Below are 16,509 nucleotides of genomic sequence, written 5' to 3'. Positions count from 1 at the left end.
GCGACGGCACCGCATGACAGACTGTGCACATGTGGGGAGAGCATCGATACTCCGTCCGGACGACGTGGACCGGTGACCGCGGCACCGGCACGTCGGGGTATCGGGACTACGACCGCTCCTCGACGATCGAGATCGCCGGGAAGCCGTCCCTCCTCGCGTCGTCCGACAAGCCGTTCCGGGGCGACCCGTCGCGGTGGAACCCCGAGGACCTGCTCCTGGCCTCGCTGAGCGAGTGCCACCTGCTGTCCTATCTCCACGCGTGCGTGCAGGCGGGTGTCGTCGTCGTCGGCTACGAGGACGACGCCACCGGCCTCATGGTCGAGGACGGACGCGGCGGAGGCGCATTCCGCGAGGTCGTGCTGCGCCCGCGTGTGACGGTGGCGGACGCGTCGATGACGGATGCCGCGGCCGCCGCGCACGCCCAGGCGAACGAGTGGTGCTTCATCGCCAACTCCGTGAACTTCCCGGTGCGCCACGAGCCGACGATCCTGGTCGCCGGGGAGTGACCGCGCTCAGCGGCGCTCGTGCGGCAGCACCTGCTTGATGCGCTCGATCGGCGTCTGCGCGGGCACCTCGTTATAGGCGTTCGCGAGCTCCTGGCCGGACAGGGCGTGGATGGCGGCCATGATGTCGTCGGTGGCGAGCCGACGGGCGCGACCCGACGCCGCGGGTCCGTGGTGACCGAGGTCGAGCGGCTCGCCGAACTTGACGGTGACCCGGTGCTTGAGCGAGGGGCGCTTGGCGCCGACGGGCATCACCTTGTCGGTGCCGATGAGCCCCACCGGCACGACGGGAGCCCCGGTCTGAAGCGCGAGGAACGCGACTCCGGTGCGCCCCTTGTAGAGGCGGCCGTCGAGAGAGCGCGTGCCCTCGGGATAGAGCGCCACGGCGCTGCCCTGTTCGAGGAGCATCCGCTGCTGGTCGAGGGCGTCGAGCGCCGCCTGCCCCGCCCCGCGCTTGACGGGGATCGCACCGATCGCGGTGAAGAACTCCCGCGACGCCCAGCCCGTGAATCCGGTGCCGTCGAAGTAGCTCGCCTTCGCGAGGAAATGCACCGGGCGAGGCGCGGCCACGGGGATCGCGATGGAGTCGATGAACGACATGTGGTTGCTCGCGAAGATCACCGGGCCCGCCTTCGGCACGTTGTCGCGCCCCTCGATGCGGGGCCTGTAGACGAGTCGGGCGAGCGGGGTCAGGACGAAGCGACCGAGGAAATACGTCGCACCCATGCGCGTCACGGGCTGCTCGGGCGCTTCGTCGGCGGTCGGGTCGTCCGCTTCTGGCACCAGGTCGGAAGTCACCCGTCGAGGGTACTCCCGTTTCCATTCCGGCACGGGCATGGCCTGTTCCCAGGCGGGACGGAGGAAAGATGCGGAATGATGGAGCGTTCCCTGACATCGACTCGAGGTCTCATCGTGCGCATCCGCCCGCTCGCCGCCCTGTCCGTCGCCGCCCTGTCGGCCGTGCTCCTCGCGGGCTGCGCGGGTTCGGCCCCGCAGTCGACCCCGACACCGACCGAGGCGGGCGCCGCCGACGACCTGTGCGCCGTCGCGGTGCCGGACGGCGATGTCGCGGCGTCGGTGAACGTCTCGGGCGAGGTCGGCGAGGCACCGACGGTCGACTTCGACGCCCCCCTCGAGCTCACGAGCGCGGAGCGCGCCGTGGTGATCGAAGGCGACGGCACGCAGATCGCGAACGGCGACTACGTGACCTACGCGCTCGCGGTCTACGACGCCGCGAGCGGGGAGGAGCTGCAGGCGGGCGGGTACGACGAGGAGACCCCGATCCCGCCCACGCCGATCACGATCGGCTCCGGCCCCGACGCCTACTTCGGATGCGCGACCGAGGGTTCCCGCATCGTCGTCACGACGCCCGAGAGCCAGCAGGGCGGCGCCCTGGTGTACGTGCTCGACGTCCTGGGGGTGACGCCCGCCGCCGAGTGGTGCGCTGCGACCGAGCCGGGCGACGTCTTCCCGACGGTGGAGTACGACGCCGACGGTGTTCCGACGATCACGATCCCCGACGGCGAGGCTCCCGACGGCGTGCAGCTCGAGGTGCTGGAGGAGGGCGACGGCGCCACCGTGCAGGAGGGCGACACGGTCACCGTGAACTACACCGGCGTGAAGTGGAGCGACGGGTCGACCTTCGACTCGAGCTACGAGCGCGGCGAGCCCGCGACCTTCCAGACGACCGGCGTCGTCGCCGGGTTCAAGCGCGCGCTCGAGGGTCAGACGGTCGGCTCGAAGATCCTCGTGTCGATGTCGCCCGCGTGCGGCTACGGCGAAGCGGGGTCCAGTGACAACGAGCTCGCCGGCGAGACCCTCGTCTTCGCGCTCGAGATCATCGAGGTCACCGAGCAGTAGCCGGCCGCGCCGATAGGCTGGCGCGATGCGACGCGTCCTCGTCCTCGGCTCCACCGGCTCCATCGGAACGCAGGCGCTCGACGTCATCCGGGCCAACCCCGGGCGGTTCGAGATCGTGGGGCTCTCCGCGGGCTCCCGCCGTGAGGCCGTCGAGGCGCAGGCCGCCGAGTTCGGCGTCGAGCACATCGCGCTCGGCGCGGTCGAGGCCGAGCAGCTCGTCCGCGACGTCGAGGCCGACGTGGTGCTCAACGGCATCACGGGCTCCGTCGGCCTCGGCCCCACCCTGGCCGCTCTCGAGACCGGACGCACCCTTGCGCTGGCGAACAAGGAGTCCCTGATCGTGGGCGGCGACCTCGTCACTGCGCTCGCGCGCCCCGGGCAGATCGTCCCCGTCGATTCGGAGCACTCCGCGATCGCACAGGCCCTCCGGTCGGGGGATCGCGCGGAGGTCCGACGGCTCGTGCTCACCGCGTCGGGAGGCCCGTTCCGCGGACGCAGCAGGGCCGACCTCGAAGCCGTGACGCCCGCCGAGGCCCTCGCGCATCCGACCTGGGACATGGGTCGCGTCGTGACGACGAACTCGGCGACGCTCGTCAACAAGGGGCTCGAGGTGATCGAGGCGCACCTGCTGTTCGGGGTCCCGTACGGCGAGATCGACGTCGTCGTCCACCCGCAGTCGATCGTCCACTCGATGGTGGAGTTCAGCGACGGCTCGACCATCGCGCAGGCGTCCCCACCCGACATGCGACTGCCCATCTCCCTCGGGCTCGACTGGCCGCACCGGATCGCCGGCGTCGGGCGTCCGCTGGACTGGACGGTCGCGGCATCCTGGACCTTCGAGCCCCTCGACGAGGAGGCTTTTCCGGCGGTGAAGCTCGCCAAGAGCGTCGGCCGGGCGGGCGGAACGTTCCCGGCGGTCTTCAACGCCGCGAACGAGGAGGCCGTCGACGCGTTCCACGAGGGGCGGCTGGGATTCCTCGGCATCCTCGACACGGTCCAACGCGTCGTGGACCGTCACGAGGCGCCCGGCGCGCTCACGCGCGAGACCCTCGCCGAGGCCGAGCGCTGGGCGCGTACGGCCGCGGAGAAGGAGATCGCCGCGGCCTGAGTCCGGGCCTCCGAAGCTACGCGTCGGGGAAGGCGGGCCTCAGCGGGTCGGAGTCCGGGGTGGTGTCGTCGGGGTACGGCACCGGCCAGTGCGGCTCGGGGACGGGCCAGCCCGCGGCCCGCAGCGCACGGCGCGACAGTTCACGCGCGGAGTACGGTGTGCGCACACCACGGATGTCGCGATAGTCCTGGTGCCCGGGCCCCGCCCACAGGATCGCGTCGCCCTCGCCGACCAGCGCGACGGCCTCGATGATCGCGCGCTCGGGCGGAGAGAACTCGAGGATCTCGGCGTCGGGCCGGGCCCGCCGCGCGCCCTCGAGGAGCGTCGCACGGATCGCGTCGGGGTTCTCGTGACGCGGGTGGTGGTCGGTGATGACGAGGATGTCGCTGCCGTCCACCGCGGTGCGGCCCATGTCGAGGCGCTTCGTCGCATCGCGGTCGCCGTCGGCGCCGAACAGCATGACGACGCGCCCGGGCGTGACACGACGCACCGCCGCGAGCGTCTTCTCGAAGGCGTCCGGGGAGTGGCCGAAGTCCACGTACACGGCCGGACCGGACTCGCCGGAGACGAGTTCGGTGCGCCCGGGGAGATAGGCGTCGATGCGGCCGCCGTCGAGCGCCGCGACGAGCCGCTCCCACGCGTAGCCCGCCTCGAGGATCATGACGATCGCGAGGCCGGCGTTCGCGGCCATGTGGCGGCCGATGACAGGGACGAGGGTCGTGAGGGTGCGGCCGTCGCGGGCGGTGAGCCGGAACTCGGTGCCGACCTGTCGCTCGTCGAGGATCTCGACGGTCCAGTCGGCCTGTGCCGCGGCATCCGGATCCGACGCCAGGACCGGCGTGCCGACGGTGACCGTGGGCACTTGGCTGCGCGCGACGACTTCGGCGCCTTGCTCGGAGTCGACGCAGACGACCGCACGGCGCGAGCGGTCCGGAAGGAAGAGGGGCAGCTTCGCTTCGAAGTACTCCCGCATGTCGGCGTAGTCGTCGAGGTGGTCGTGGGTGAGGTTGGTGAAGCCCGCGACGTCGAACACGATGCCGTCCACTCGGCGGCGGCTCAGCGCCTGCGCGCTGACCTCGACGGCAACCGCCTCGACCCCCCGCTCCCGCATGAGGGCGAGCAGCGCGTGCATCTCGTAGGCCTCGGGGGTCGTGAGGCGCGACACGATCACCTGACCGGCGATGTGGCGCTCGGCGGTCGACGACAGGCCGGTGACAGCGCCGAGCTGACCGAGGATGCCCTCGAGCAGGTGCGACACGCTCGTCTTGCCGTTCGTGCCGGTGGTACCCAGGAGCAGCGGGAGGTCATCGTCGCGCCCGGTGCGGTAGACCCATGCGGAGAGGTCGCCCAGGAGCCCTCGCGGGTCGTCGACGAGGACGACCGGGAGCCCGCTCGCCGTGGCAAGTTCGGCGCCCTCGCGATCGGTGACCACGGCCACGGCGCCGCGGGCGGCTGCGTCCGCCGCGAACTCGGCGCCGTGGCGGTTGACGCCCTTGACGGCGACGAACACGTCCCCGGGGCGCAGGTCCGCCGTCGCGAGAGTGATGCCGGTCAGGGTCACACCGGCGAGGTCTCCGTGCACGTCGACGGCGAACCGATCGGCGAGGTCTGCGAGGGCGTGGGCGGGTGGGGCGTCCGGTCGCAGGACGGGCGGCAGGTTCGAGGGTGCATCGGTCGGCATGGCGGATCCATCCTCTCATCCGGCGCGGACGCCGCCCGCTCGGACGGAAGGGGGATGCCGGGGCGCGGCATCCCCCTTCGTCATCAGCTCTTGCGCGAGCGGCCGCGCACCAGGACGACCGCAAGCGCCGCGAGGCCCGCGACGAGCCCGCCCGCCGCGAGCCAGCGCGCCAGCGGGTCGCCGCCGTCGCTCGACGCGGAGGCCGCCTCGGCGTCGGTCGCGGACTCGTCGTGCGAGGCGTGGTCGTCGCCGGCGCCGGCGGCATCGCCGTGTCCGTCGCCCTCGGCAGCGACGGCACCCACCTCGACGACGGGCGCGGGCGACTCGAGGTCGTGCGGGTCCTGTCCCTCCTCGGCGACCTGGGTCCAGGCCGTCTCACCGTCGACGCAGAGCTGGGTGACCGGGAACGGGATCGAGGTGTCCGCCGCGGACTCGTCGAAGAGCGCGTCGAGCGAGACGGCCGCCTTCAGACCGTCCTCGACGGGGGTGTCGGCGGTGAACGTGACCTGCGTGGGCACGCCGTCGTCACCGACCTCGCGCGTGATCGTCCAGCCGCCCTGGACAACGGGAGTGGCGTTGCCCACGCCCTCGGGGATGTCGATCACGAGCGCGGTCGTGGGGGAGCCGTCGCAGCCGTGGGAGAAGTCGAACGTCAGAGTCGACGTCGCGCCCGCCGACGCGGTGCCGGGGTTGACGTGGACGTGCGCCGAAGCGGCGAGCGGAGCGCCGACCGCCAGTGCGAGGCCGGCGATGGAGCCGATCACGAGCGAACGGCGCAGGGGAGTGCGGGTGGTCATGGTGTCTCTTTCGTCGAGGAAGTGCACGGATCAGCGGCACGCGCAACGGTTGCGCGCGCCGGAGGATGCCGCGGTCAGGCGACCGCGTCGACGAGCAGCGGGGGTCCGCGCCGCGAGAGATCCGACAGGACGACGCCGCGAGGCGCCCGGCGGGAGGGAGCGAACGAGGGCGCGGGGAGCGCGGTGGGGAACGCGCGAGGCGCGACGTCGGCGCGCGACAGCAGTGAGCGGATGCCGCGGCCCAGGGCGCGCAGCATCCGTTCGCCGCCGTAGAGCCCGAGGACCGTCACCGCCGCGGCGAGGGCGTGGGCGAGGAGCATCGGCGTGTCGGGGAGGACCGCGCCGGCCTCGGCTGAGCCGCCCAGCGAAAGGTGGTGGAGGTGCCCGGTCGCGGCGGACGGATCGGCTCCGGCCGTGACGGCGAAGGCGACGTGGAAGAGCACCTGAGCTGCGGTGACCGCGATTGCGAGCTGCCACGCGGTCAGGCGCCGCCCGACGAGCGCGATGCCGATGGGCCAGGCGAGGACGCCGACGACGAGGACGAGGAGCGGAGCAGGCGCGCCGCCACCCGCGAGGGTGTGCGACGTGGCTGCGACGACCGTGGCGACCCAGGCTGCCGCGGCACCGCGCAGGGTGCGAACGTGGCGTGGGGTCACGGGATCCTCCTGCGAAAATCCTACGGGGCCGTTCGCGGGGTCGGAGCCAACTCAAAGCCGGCGCGGGTACCGTGAGGGTGTGGAAGCTCTCGCGTTCGTCATCGGGTTCGCCCTGCTCTTCGTCGGGCTCGCCGTGTCGATCGCGCTCCACGAGCTCGGGCACCTGTGGCCGGCGAAGGCGTTCGGCGTGCGGGTCGGGCAGTACATGATCGGATTCGGCCCCACCCTGTGGTCACGTCGCAGGGGCGAGACCGAGTACGGCGTGAAGGCGTTCCCGATCGGCGGCTACATCTCGATGGCGGGGATGTATCCGCCCTCGCCCACGGAGCGGGCAGCCGCGGCTGCCGGCCAGCGCGGGGGACGCGCCGGCGGCGGGTTCTTCGCGACGATGGTGCAGGACGCGCGCGCCGCCAACGACGAGACCCTCGTCGCCGACGACGACCGGGTCTTCTACAAGCTGCCGGTGTGGCGTCGCGTGGTGATCATGCTCGGCGGGCCGGTGATGAACCTGCTGTTCGCGATCGTGCTGTTCGCGGTGCTCTTCACCGTGATCGGCGTGCAGACGCCCACTCGCACGATCGCGACGGTGTCGGAGTGCGTGCAGCCCGCGGATGCGACGGCCGCCGAGTGCGCGGCGACCGATCCGACCGCTCCCGCGGCGGCCGCGGGCATGCGGCCGGGTGACACGATCGTCTCGATCGACGGGACGCCGGTCTCGACCTACGACGAGGCCACGGAGATCATCCGGGCCTCGCCGGAGCAGACGCTCACCGTGGTGGTGCAGCGGGGCGGCGAGGACGTGACGCTCGCGCTCACCCCGGCGCTGGCCGAGCGCCCGGTCTACGACGACCGCGGTCAGCCGGTGCTCGACGCCGAAGGCGATCCGGTCACGGCCGAGGTGGGATTCATCGGCATCACTCCGCAGTACGCCCTCGTCCAGCAGCCGATCTGGGCGGGTCCGCAGGCCGCGGTCGAGAACGTCGGCGCAGTGGCGGGCATCATCTGGCAGATGCCGGTCAAGGTGTGGGAGGCGGGCTCCACTCTGATCACGGGCGAGGACCGCGATCCGAACGGTCCGCTCAGCATCGTCGGCGCGGGGGTCATCGCTGGCGAGGTGGCCGCGGCGGAGGCGCCCGTGGTCAACCGCGTGGCGGGTTTCGTCTCCCTGCTGGCGTCGCTGAACATCGCCCTCTTCGTCTTCAACCTCATCCCTCTGCTCCCGCTCGACGGCGGACACGTCGCCGTCGCGCTGTGGGACGGCCTCAAACGCGCGTGGGCGCGGCTGACGAACCGGCCGCCGCCCGAGCCGGTGGACGCCACGAAGCTCGTTCCGGTGACCTTCGTGGTCGTGGTCGCCCTCATCGTCATGGGCGCCGTGCTGATCCTCACCGACATCGTCAACCCGGTGTCGCTGTTCGGACGGTGATTTCGGCGGGGATGTCGAAATCGGTCTTGCCCGTTCGCTGAGGGGATGAAACGGTTCCCCTGACGAAAGGACCACGACCGTGAAGTACGTCATCATGTTCACCAGCACCCCCGAACTCGACGCGGCCGTGCCGCCCGAGCGCGTACAGCAGGTCTATGCCCGTGTCTACGAGTGGTTCCAGGAGCACGAGGCTCACATGGCCGACGGCGGTGCCGAGCTCCAGCCCGTCGACACCGCCACGACGGTCCGCCACGGAGCGGAGGGACCCGTCGTCGTGGACGGTCCTTTCACCGAGGCGCGCGAGGCGGTGGGAGGCTTCTCGGTCATCGACGTCGCCGACCTCGATGCGGCGCTCGCCCTCGCGCGCACGTGGCCGATGCTCGAGCTGCCGGGGACATCTGTGGAGGTCCGACCCATGGTGACCGACTACAGCCAGTTCGAATGACGACGGATGCCGCGGCATCCGACCGGCTCCTCGCGCGAACCGTGCGCGAGGAGTCGGGCATGCTCGTGGCAACGCTGACCCGATCCTTCGGGAGCCTCGACCTCGCGGAGGAGGCGGTCGCCGAGGCCGTCGAGGAAGCGCTGCGCGCGTGGCGGGGCCGCGGCATCCCTCCCAAACCGGGCGCGTGGCTGCTGCAGGCTGCGCGGCACAACGCACTCGACCTGCTCCGGCGCGACAAGGGGCTCCGCGAGCGGCTGCCCGTGCTGGCGGAGCGGGCGGTGCCGTCGCCGCCGATGGAAGCGGCGCACGCGGATGTCGATGAGCGCCTGCCGCTGCTGTTCGGCTGCTGCCATCCTGCGCTGTCGCCGGATGCGCAACTGGCGCTGACCCTCCGCGCGGTGTGCGGGCTGACGACGGCGCAGATCGCGCGCGCGACGTTCAGCGCGGAGTCGGCCGTCGGCCAGCGCATCGTGCGGGCCAAGCGCAAGATCGGGGATGCCGGGATTCCGCTGCGGATCCCCGAGGGCGCCGAGCGCGCCGAGCGCCTCGACATCGTCCTCACGATCGTGTCCGTCATGTACACCGAGGCGCACTTCGTCGCCGGGGGCGACGCGTCCGCCGATCGCGATCTCGCGGACGACGCGCTGTGGCTCGCGCGGGTGATCGCGGCGGCCCTGCCACGGGAGGCCGAGGCGCTCGGACTGCTCTCGCTGCTGGCGTTCCATCGCGCGCGTGAGTCGGCGCGCGCGGTCGACGGCGAGCTCGTCCTTCTGCCCGACCAGGACCGCTCCCGGTGGGATGCCGCGCTCCTCGCCGAGGCCCGCGCGGTGCTGGAGAGCGCTGCTCGTCTGCGTCGTCCGGGTCGGTGGCAGCTGCACGCCGCGATCGCGGCCTGCCACGCGGATGCGCCGGATGCTGCGAACACCGACTGGCTCCAGGTGCTGACCCTGTACGACATGCTGCTGGCGTACGACCGGTCGCCCGTGGTGAGACTGAATCGCGCCGTCGCGCTCGCACGGGTGGAGGGGCCGGCCGTCGCACTCGAGCAGGTCGACGCCATCGAGGGACTCGCCGGACGCGCGCATCTCTGGCATGCCGTGCGCGCGTCGCTGCTTCGCGAGCTCGGCCGCGAGCCGGACGCGCTCGCCGAGGATCTTCTCGCGCTCGAGCTGACCGCGAATGAGGCGGAGCGTCGCCTGCTGGCGGAGCGCGCGGGGCGCTGAGCGGATTCGCCCTTCGTTCCTGTGCGGGGCTGCACAGGTATCCGTTTTCGGTATGTGAGTGAATTCACGCTCACAGACGCGGGTGCGAACTCAGGTCGCGCACCGTTCCAGCGAATCCCGGTAGCCGACTGTGTGAGCGAGAAGTCACATGGTCTTCTGTGAGCGAGAACTCACTTGAGCAATACGGACAACGTCGGCGGCCGAGCGGCCGAGCGCCGAGCAGCTGACGGCCGGCGGCCCCCGGTCACGGCCACACGCGCCGCGTCCCGCACCGAGGAAGCGCTCACGCCTCGACCGGATCGAGGGCATGGGAGACCAGCCGCTCGAGGGTGACCATGCCGTCGCGCGACAGGATCGACTCGAGATGACCCTGGATCGACGCGAACCCCGCGCCGCGCATTGCGTAGACGTCGCCGGTCGCCGGATCGGCCGCGACATCCGCGGCGCCGACCGTCTCCGTCCCGGCGGGGACGCGCGCGGTGAAGGTGTTGTAGAAGCCGATGGATGCGGGTTCGCCGAACACGTCGACGCGCTTCTGCAGCCCCTGGTGCGGCGACGCCAGCGGCGCGAGCGAGATCCCGAGCGAGTCGGCGAGGATCTGGTGGCTCAGGCATACGGCGAGCAGCGGCATCCCCGTCGCGCGGCGGCGGGCAACGACCTCGCGCATCCGCGCCATCCGTGGGCTCGCAGCATCCCGCGGGTCGCCCGGGCCCGGACCCGATACCACCAGCTCCGCGGTGTCGATCTCCTCGTCGGTGACGGCGCTCCAGGGCACGATGCGCACGTCCAGACCGAGATGACGCAGCTGGTGGGCGAGCATCGTGGTGAACCGGTCCTCGGCGTCGACGACGACGGCGCTCCGACCCGCGAAGGGCCCGTCCTCACCGCCCTGGGGCTCGAGCCAGAACGACGCCAGGCGCGCGTTGCGCGACGCGAGCAGCGTGGCGATGGCCGGATCGTCGGCCAGCCGTCGCGGTTCGGGGGCCGGGGCATCCTCATCGATCGCCTCGAGCTGCTCCGCCGCGATGTCGCGCGCGATCGCGCCGATCGCCCCGAGGACGCCCGCGGCCTTGCCGTGCGTCTCGCCGACCTCGCCATAGGGGTCCGAATGCCGGACCAAGGTCGCTCCGACGGGTACCCGCAGGCGCCCGCCCTCGAGGTACGCCGTGCGAATCAGGATCGGTGCGTCCAGATCGTGCGTCTGTTCTCCGGGCGCCGCGTCCGCACGCGGAGTGAACAGGGCCGCGACGCCGGAGTAGTAGCCGCGCGGCGTCCGCTCGTGCCGCGTGATCACGGTGCACGCGTTCTGCATCGGCGAACCGGTGACCGTCGGCGCGAACATCGTCTCGCGGAGGATGTCGCGCGGATCCAGACGGCTGCGGCCCCGCAGCACGTACTCCGTGTGGGTCAGCCGCGACATCTCCTTCAGATGCGGGCCGGTGATCCGACCGCCGTCGGAGCACACCGCGCTCATCATCTTGAGCTCCTCGTCGACCACCATGAAGAGCTCCTCGGTCTCCTTGGTGGACTCGAGGAACTCCGTCAGGGCCTCGGCCGTGGCACCCCCGGCGGGGTGACGGAACGTGCCCGAGATCGGGTTCATCGTGACGACGCCGCCCTGAGCGCTCACGTGCGCCTCCGGGCTCGCGCCAACCGCGACATGACCCGGCGTGACGATCGCGAACGTCCAGTACGCGCCACGCTCGTACTGCAGTAGCGCGCGGAACCACGTCAGTGCGGCGGTCGCGGCATCCGCGTCCACGCCCGCGGTGAAATCGCGCCGGATCACGAAGTTCGCGCCCTCGCCGCGCCCGATCTCGTCCGCGATGACGGTGCGCACGATGTCGGCGTAGGTCTCGTCGTCGATGTCGAACCCGGCGTCCGTCAGCGGGATCGGCTCACTCGGCAACTCGGCGAGCACCACCTCGCGGGGCACGCTCGTGTGCTCCGAGACCACGAGGCACCGCAACGGCGCGCCGTCGTCGTGACACTCGAATCCGCGCTCGCGCACCTGCCGGAACGGCACCAGAGCCAGTACCTCGCGGAGCGATCCGCTCGCGTCGGCGAGCGGGATGTCGGCGAGCAGGTCGACATCCACGACGTCGCCGGTGAGGATCTCGACGGTCGCCGCGTCGCGAGCGAGCAGGGCGAAGGGGATGCCGCGCGCGGCCAGATCTCGGACGGAGGAGTGGGCGGGCCCGGTCATGATCGGTCTTTCGTCGTGGGGGCGGTCAACCCTACGAAAAAGAAGACCGCCCGGAGGCGGTCTGTGGTCGCGCGAACCCACCGCCTAGACGGTGAGCCACCAGGTCGGGTGCGCGGACATGCGCCGAACCTACCACACGGCCCGCCGCGGCATCCTCCCGCTCAGCGGGGAGCCGTCGCGCGCGCGAGCATCTCCTGACCGTGCCGCCAGCCGACCGTCTCGTAGCCCACCACCACGACGACGGGGGAGCAGGCGATGAGCAGGATGCCGACCCCGAGCGACGCGCCCAGCGCCACGGCGCCGACCCCGATCGCGAGCACGGCGATCACCCCGAGGAAGAGCCAGAGATGGAAGAGGTCCACCTCCATCACGAGCAGCGCGTACAGGACGAACAGCATCGTCTCGAAGGCGAGCACCGGCACCGCGATCGTCATCGCCGCGAACACGGCGTCGACATGCGCCTCATGAGAGATCACGTACGCCGCGACGTGGAGCCCGGCTCCCACGGCGACGACCGATCCGAACATCAGGATCTGAAGGTACCCCCAACCCCACGCGCGTCCCGGATGGGCCTTCAGCACCGCCCCCCACGGGATTGCGAAGTACATCCACCACATGCCGAACGTGAGGGCCACACCGCCGAAGGCGACGAACGCCGCCTCGAGCGTCCAGCCCTGCTCCTCCACGACGGCCGAGATCGCCAGGATCGTCCCCAGGATCACCTCTCCCAGCGTGATGATCAGCAGGAGCCCGTAGCGCTCGGCGATGTGGTGCGGATGCCACGGCGTGCGCCCGAACCGCAGCTCCGCGAAGAGCGGCCCGGCCAGCTCCAACAGCACCAGCAGCGTCGTGAACACCAGGGTCGTGCCGATCGGGAGGCTCAGGAAGATGAGCGCGACCCACCCCACCTGGGCGATCGCGATGTTGCCGGCGTAGGCGAGCGCCGTCCGACGTCGCTCGGGGTCCTCGCGCGCGACGCGCAGCCACAGGGCGATCGTCGCCACGCGCATGATCACGTACCCCGCCACCATCACGCCGTTGTCGAGCGTCCGCCCCTCGTCGATCGAGTGGAACACCGACGGAACGCCGAGGGCGACGATCAGCACGCCGATCATCACGACCATCGTCGCGAGGCGGAAGTAGACGTCGTCGGTGTCGTACGCCGACGCCAGCCAGGAGTAGTTGATCCACGCCCACGCGGTCGCGAACGTCGCGAACCACCACCCGAGCATCGCCGTGCCGGTGTGGCCGAGCTCGAGATAGTGCGCCATCTGCGTGCCGACCTGGCTGAAGGCCACCACGAAGACGAGGTCGAAGAGCAGCTCCAGCGGCGTCGCCGAGCGGTGGGTCTCATTGGGATTGCGCCCGGTCATGCGCGCGTAGAGATGGTTCACCGTCATGGCGGCGAAGATACACCGCCCGAGCGTCACGCTTGCTCGCTCGGCCCCGTCCGCAAGCGGCCGGGCCTCACTCGCTGCGCGTAGGCTGGAGGGGTGCCAGCTGTGAACATCGGGATGCCCAAGGTCCCCACAACGCTCGCCCCTCGCCGCAAGACGCGCCAGATCAAGGTCGGCAAGGTGCTCGTGGGCGGTGACGCCCCGATCAGCGTGCAGTCGATGACGACGACGCCCACGACGAACATCAACGCCACGCTGCAGCAGATCGCCGAGCTGACCGCCTCCGGCTGCGAGATCGTGCGGGTCGCGGTGCCGTCGCAGGACGACGCCGACGTGCTCCACATCATCGCCAAGAAGAGCCAGATCCCCGTGATCGCCGACATCCACTTCCAGCCGAAGTACGTCTTCCAGGCGATCGACGCCGGCTGCGCGGCCGTGCGCGTGAACCCGGGCAACATCCGTCAGTTCGACGACAAGGTCGGCGAGATCGCCGCCGCGGCCAAAGCGGCGGGCGTCTCGCTCCGCATCGGCGTCAACGCCGGCTCGCTCGACAAGCGCCTCCTCGAGAAGTACGGCAAGGCCACCCCCGAGGCTCTCTGCGAGAGCGCCGTGTGGGAGGCGTCGCTGTTCGAGGAGCACGACTTCCACGACTTCAAGATCTCGGTCAAGCACAACGACCCCGTCGTCATGGTTCAGGCCTACCGGCTCCTCGCAGAGCGCGGCGACTGGCCCCTGCACCTCGGCGTGACCGAGGCCGGGCCGGCGTTCCAGGGCACGATCAAGAGCGCGACCGCCTTCGGCATCCTGCTCGGCGAGGGAATCGGCGACACGATCCGCGTCTCCCTGTCCGCGCCCCCCGCCGAAGAGGTCAAGGTCGGCCACCAGATCCTCCAGTCGCTCAACCTGCGCGAGCGCAAGCTGGAGATCGTCTCGTGCCCGTCGTGCGGACGCGCACAGGTCGACGTGTACTCGCTCGCCGACAACGTGACCGAGGGGCTCAAGGACATGACCGTCCCGCTGCGCGTGGCTGTCATGGGCTGCGTCGTGAACGGTCCGGGAGAGGCGCGCGAGGCCGACCTGGGCGTCGCATCGGGCAACGGCAAGGGGCAGATCTTCGTCAAGGGGCAGGTCATCAAGACCGTTCCCGAGGCCGACATCGTCGCCACCCTCATCGAAGAGGCCAACCGCATCGCCGACGAGATGGGCCCGAGCGCCCCCGTCGGCACCGCCCAGGTCGTCACCAGCTGATCCACCGCTCCTGCACGAGTCCCGTTCGCCGCACTCGGTCTCGCCGTGCGCGAGCGGTGTCCCCGGAGTTTTCTCCGGTCTAGTGTCGTATCCGGGCGTCGCCGTTCGTGGATGTGGTGTGCGGCCCGATGTGGGTCGCCGCCCCGAGGCTCCGCGACCCGGACCTCGTCCCGATGAGAGGAGACGCAAATGCCCAAGTACCTGATCGCGTTCAACGACGAATGGGTTCCCGTGCACACCCCCGACGAGCTGCGCAGCAAGGGCGCGGCGTCGCAGGCGGTGCTCGACGACATGAGGGAGGCAGGCGTCTTCCTCTACGCGGACGGCGGGATCGACGCTTCGACCGCGGTGTTCAGCGTCGTGAGCCGAGACGGCGAGCCGGTCTTCACCGACGGGCCGTTCGTCGAATCGAAGGAGCACCTGGGCGGCTTCACCGTCGTCGAGGTCGCCGACGACGAGGCCGCCCGCTACTGGGCGGGTCGACTGGCGGTCGCGCTCGACTGGCCGCAAGAGGTGCACCGGTTCCCCGAGCACATCGAGGAGATCATCGAACGGTATCCCGAGGCATCCGTCGCCCCGCGGAATCCGTGACCGACGCGAGCGTCGAACAAGCCCTCGCCCGCGCCCACCGCGAAGAGTGGGCGCGGGTGGTGGCGGGCCTCGCCCGGCGCTTCGGCGACCTCGACATCGCCGAGGACTCCGCCGCCGAGGCGTACGTGGTCGCTCTCGAGCGGTGGCAGCGTGACGGGGTGCCGCCCAATCCCGGCGCGTGGCTCACGACGACCGCGACGCGCAGGGCGATCGATCGCCTCCGACGCGAGTCCCGACGCGACGACAAGCACGAGGCGGCACACATGCTGCTCGACGACAGTCCCCCCGAGCCGATCGGGCCGGTCGAGGACGACCGTCTGCGACTGGTGTTCATCTGCTGCCATCCCTCCCTGCCCATCCAGGCACGCGTCGCGCTCACTCTCCGCTTGATCGGCGGACTCACCGTCGCCGAGATCGCCCGTGCGTTTCTCGTGCCGGAGGCCACCATGGCCCGTCGAATCACCCGGGCGAAGGCGAAGGTCGGGGCCGAGGGGATGCCCTACCGGATGCCGACGGCGGCGGACGTCCAGGAGCGCCTCGCGGGTGTGCTCGCCGTGGTGTACCTCATCTTCAACGAGGGCTACCTGGCCACGGCGGGAGACGACCCGGTGCGCGCAGACCTCACCGGCGAGGCGATCCGCCTCGGCCGCATGCTCCGCATGCTTCTTCCCGACGAGGGCGAAGTGACAGGACTGCTGGCCCTGATGCTGCTCACGGACGCCCGGCGTACGGCCCGCGTCTCGCGCTCGGGCGAGCTGGTCACCCTGGACGAGCAGGACCGCGGCGCCTGGGATCGATCGCAGATCGGCGAGGGTCACGCCCTCGTCCGCGAGCGGATCGAGGCGGTCGCCGCCGGGTCCGGGCAGCCGGGACAGTATCAGCTGCTGGCGGCGATCAACGCGGTTCATACGGACGCCCCCGCCGCACGGGACACCGACTGGTCGCAGATCGTGTCGCTCTACGACCGACTGATGAGGATCGATCCGTCGCCGATCGTGCGCCTGAATCGTGCGATCGCCGTCGCCGAGGTCGATGGGCCGGACGTGGCGCTCGCCGAGATCGAGCGCCTGGGCGACCACGTGGGCGGCTACCACGCGTTCCACGCCGCGCGCGCCGACCTACTGCGACGTGTGGGCCGAAGCGACGAGTCGAGTCTCGCGTACGACCGTGCGATCGACCTCGCCGGAAACCCCGCCGAGCGTGCCTATCTCACGCGGCGGCGCGATCAGCTCGGATCCTGATGGGGCGGCCTGTTGCGGCCCTCGTGCCAGGAGATGGCGCGGCGCATTCCGCGTCATGCATGCGCGTGACCGAATCGTTGTGTGCCCCGCGCGTACTCGCCGCGGAAGCATGAAACCATGACCGGAT

The 16,509-nt window shown here is 71.1% G+C and carries 15 protein-coding genes; 9 read left to right on the top strand and 6 right to left on the bottom strand.

All coding sequences use genetic code 11. The features are described from left to right. Positions 1-29 precede the first annotated feature (29 nt). A complete protein-coding gene (locus ACFQ0P_RS00690) occupies positions 30-506 on the top strand; it encodes an OsmC family protein (protein ID WP_204979825.1) in 477 nt (158 codons plus the stop codon). A 6-nt stretch (positions 507-512) separates the two neighbouring features. Here ACFQ0P_RS00690 and ACFQ0P_RS00685 read toward each other — a convergent pair whose 3' ends face one another. Continuing rightward, positions 513-1,229 carry a lysophospholipid acyltransferase family protein gene (locus tag ACFQ0P_RS00685; protein WP_378772326.1) on the bottom strand — a complete coding sequence of 239 codons (717 nt, stop codon included), beginning with the start codon at positions 1,227-1,229 and terminating at the stop codon, positions 513-515. Positions 1,230-1,376: 147 nt separating this feature from the next. On the opposite strand from ACFQ0P_RS00685, the gene ACFQ0P_RS00680 reads away from it, so the two are divergent. After that, positions 1,377-2,363, top strand: a complete 987-nt coding sequence (locus tag ACFQ0P_RS00680; RefSeq protein WP_204979823.1) for an FKBP-type peptidyl-prolyl cis-trans isomerase — start codon at positions 1,377-1,379, stop codon at positions 2,361-2,363. Positions 2,364-2,388: 25 nt separating this feature from the next. Further along, a complete protein-coding gene (gene dxr, locus ACFQ0P_RS00675) occupies positions 2,389-3,471 on the top strand; it encodes a 1-deoxy-D-xylulose-5-phosphate reductoisomerase (protein ID WP_204979822.1) in 1,083 nt (360 codons plus the stop codon). Between the two features lie 16 nt (positions 3,472-3,487). On the opposite strand, the gene ACFQ0P_RS00670 is transcribed toward dxr, so the two are convergent. From ACFQ0P_RS00670 to ACFQ0P_RS00660, 3 genes are all read right to left on the bottom strand, one after another. Then, positions 3,488-5,152, bottom strand: coding sequence for a Mur ligase family protein (locus ACFQ0P_RS00670; RefSeq protein ID WP_204979821.1), 1,665 nt, complete (start codon positions 5,150-5,152; stop codon positions 3,488-3,490). Positions 5,153-5,235: 83 nt separating this feature from the next. Continuing rightward, positions 5,236-5,949 carry a YcnI family copper-binding membrane protein gene (locus ACFQ0P_RS00665; RefSeq protein WP_204979820.1) on the bottom strand — a complete coding sequence of 238 codons (714 nt, stop codon included), beginning with the start codon at positions 5,947-5,949 and terminating at the stop codon, positions 5,236-5,238. 74 nt (positions 5,950-6,023) lie between these two features. Beyond that, complete coding sequence (locus ACFQ0P_RS00660) at positions 6,024-6,605, bottom strand: hypothetical protein (RefSeq protein ID WP_204979819.1); 582 nt, start codon at positions 6,603-6,605, stop codon at positions 6,024-6,026. 79 nt (positions 6,606-6,684) lie between these two features. On the opposite strand from ACFQ0P_RS00660, the gene ACFQ0P_RS00655 reads away from it, so the two are divergent. The 3 genes from ACFQ0P_RS00655 (at position 6,685) to ACFQ0P_RS00645 (ending at position 9,699) form a co-directional block, all read left to right on the top strand. Beyond that, on the top strand, positions 6,685-8,031 hold the full coding sequence (locus ACFQ0P_RS00655; RefSeq protein ID WP_204979818.1) for a M50 family metallopeptidase: 1,347 nt from the start codon (positions 6,685-6,687) through the stop codon (positions 8,029-8,031). Between the two features lie 79 nt (positions 8,032-8,110). Further along, entirely contained in the window at positions 8,111-8,476 is a 366-nt protein-coding gene (locus ACFQ0P_RS00650; protein WP_204979817.1) for a YciI family protein, read from the top strand. Beyond that, positions 8,473-9,699, top strand: coding sequence for an RNA polymerase sigma factor (locus ACFQ0P_RS00645; protein ID WP_204979816.1), 1,227 nt, complete (start codon positions 8,473-8,475; stop codon positions 9,697-9,699). The genes ACFQ0P_RS00650 and ACFQ0P_RS00645 overlap by 4 nt, the downstream gene beginning before the upstream one ends. A gap of 283 nt (positions 9,700-9,982) precedes the next feature. Here the strand turns inward: ACFQ0P_RS00645 and ACFQ0P_RS00640 are convergent, their stop codons facing one another. Continuing rightward, entirely contained in the window at positions 9,983-11,905 is a 1,923-nt protein-coding gene (locus ACFQ0P_RS00640) for an anthranilate synthase family protein (RefSeq protein ID WP_204979815.1), read from the bottom strand. Between the two features lie 161 nt (positions 11,906-12,066). After that, positions 12,067-13,305: a low temperature requirement protein A gene (locus ACFQ0P_RS00635; protein WP_204979814.1), complete on the bottom strand. Its 1,239-nt coding sequence runs from the start codon at positions 13,303-13,305 to the stop codon at positions 12,067-12,069. Between the two features lie 114 nt (positions 13,306-13,419). Between ACFQ0P_RS00635 and ispG the strand changes: the two genes are divergently transcribed. From ispG to ACFQ0P_RS00620, 3 genes are all read left to right on the top strand, one after another. Next, a complete protein-coding gene (ispG, locus tag ACFQ0P_RS00630) occupies positions 13,420-14,550 on the top strand; it encodes a flavodoxin-dependent (E)-4-hydroxy-3-methylbut-2-enyl-diphosphate synthase (RefSeq protein ID WP_204981472.1) in 1,131 nt (376 codons plus the stop codon). 189 nt (positions 14,551-14,739) lie between these two features. Continuing rightward, on the top strand, positions 14,740-15,141 hold the full coding sequence (locus tag ACFQ0P_RS00625) for a YciI family protein (RefSeq protein ID WP_204979813.1): 402 nt from the start codon (positions 14,740-14,742) through the stop codon (positions 15,139-15,141). Further along, positions 15,138-16,382, top strand: coding sequence for an RNA polymerase sigma factor (locus tag ACFQ0P_RS00620; protein ID WP_204979812.1), 1,245 nt, complete (start codon positions 15,138-15,140; stop codon positions 16,380-16,382). The genes ACFQ0P_RS00625 and ACFQ0P_RS00620 overlap by 4 nt, the downstream gene beginning before the upstream one ends. Positions 16,383-16,509: the final 127 nt, after the last annotated feature.

It is taken from the genome of Microbacterium insulae (genome assembly GCF_042677065.1).
GTDB lineage: Bacteria > Actinomycetota > Actinomycetes > Actinomycetales > Microbacteriaceae > Microbacterium > Microbacterium insulae.
This window is presented reverse-complemented; position numbering and strand designations above follow the sequence as displayed.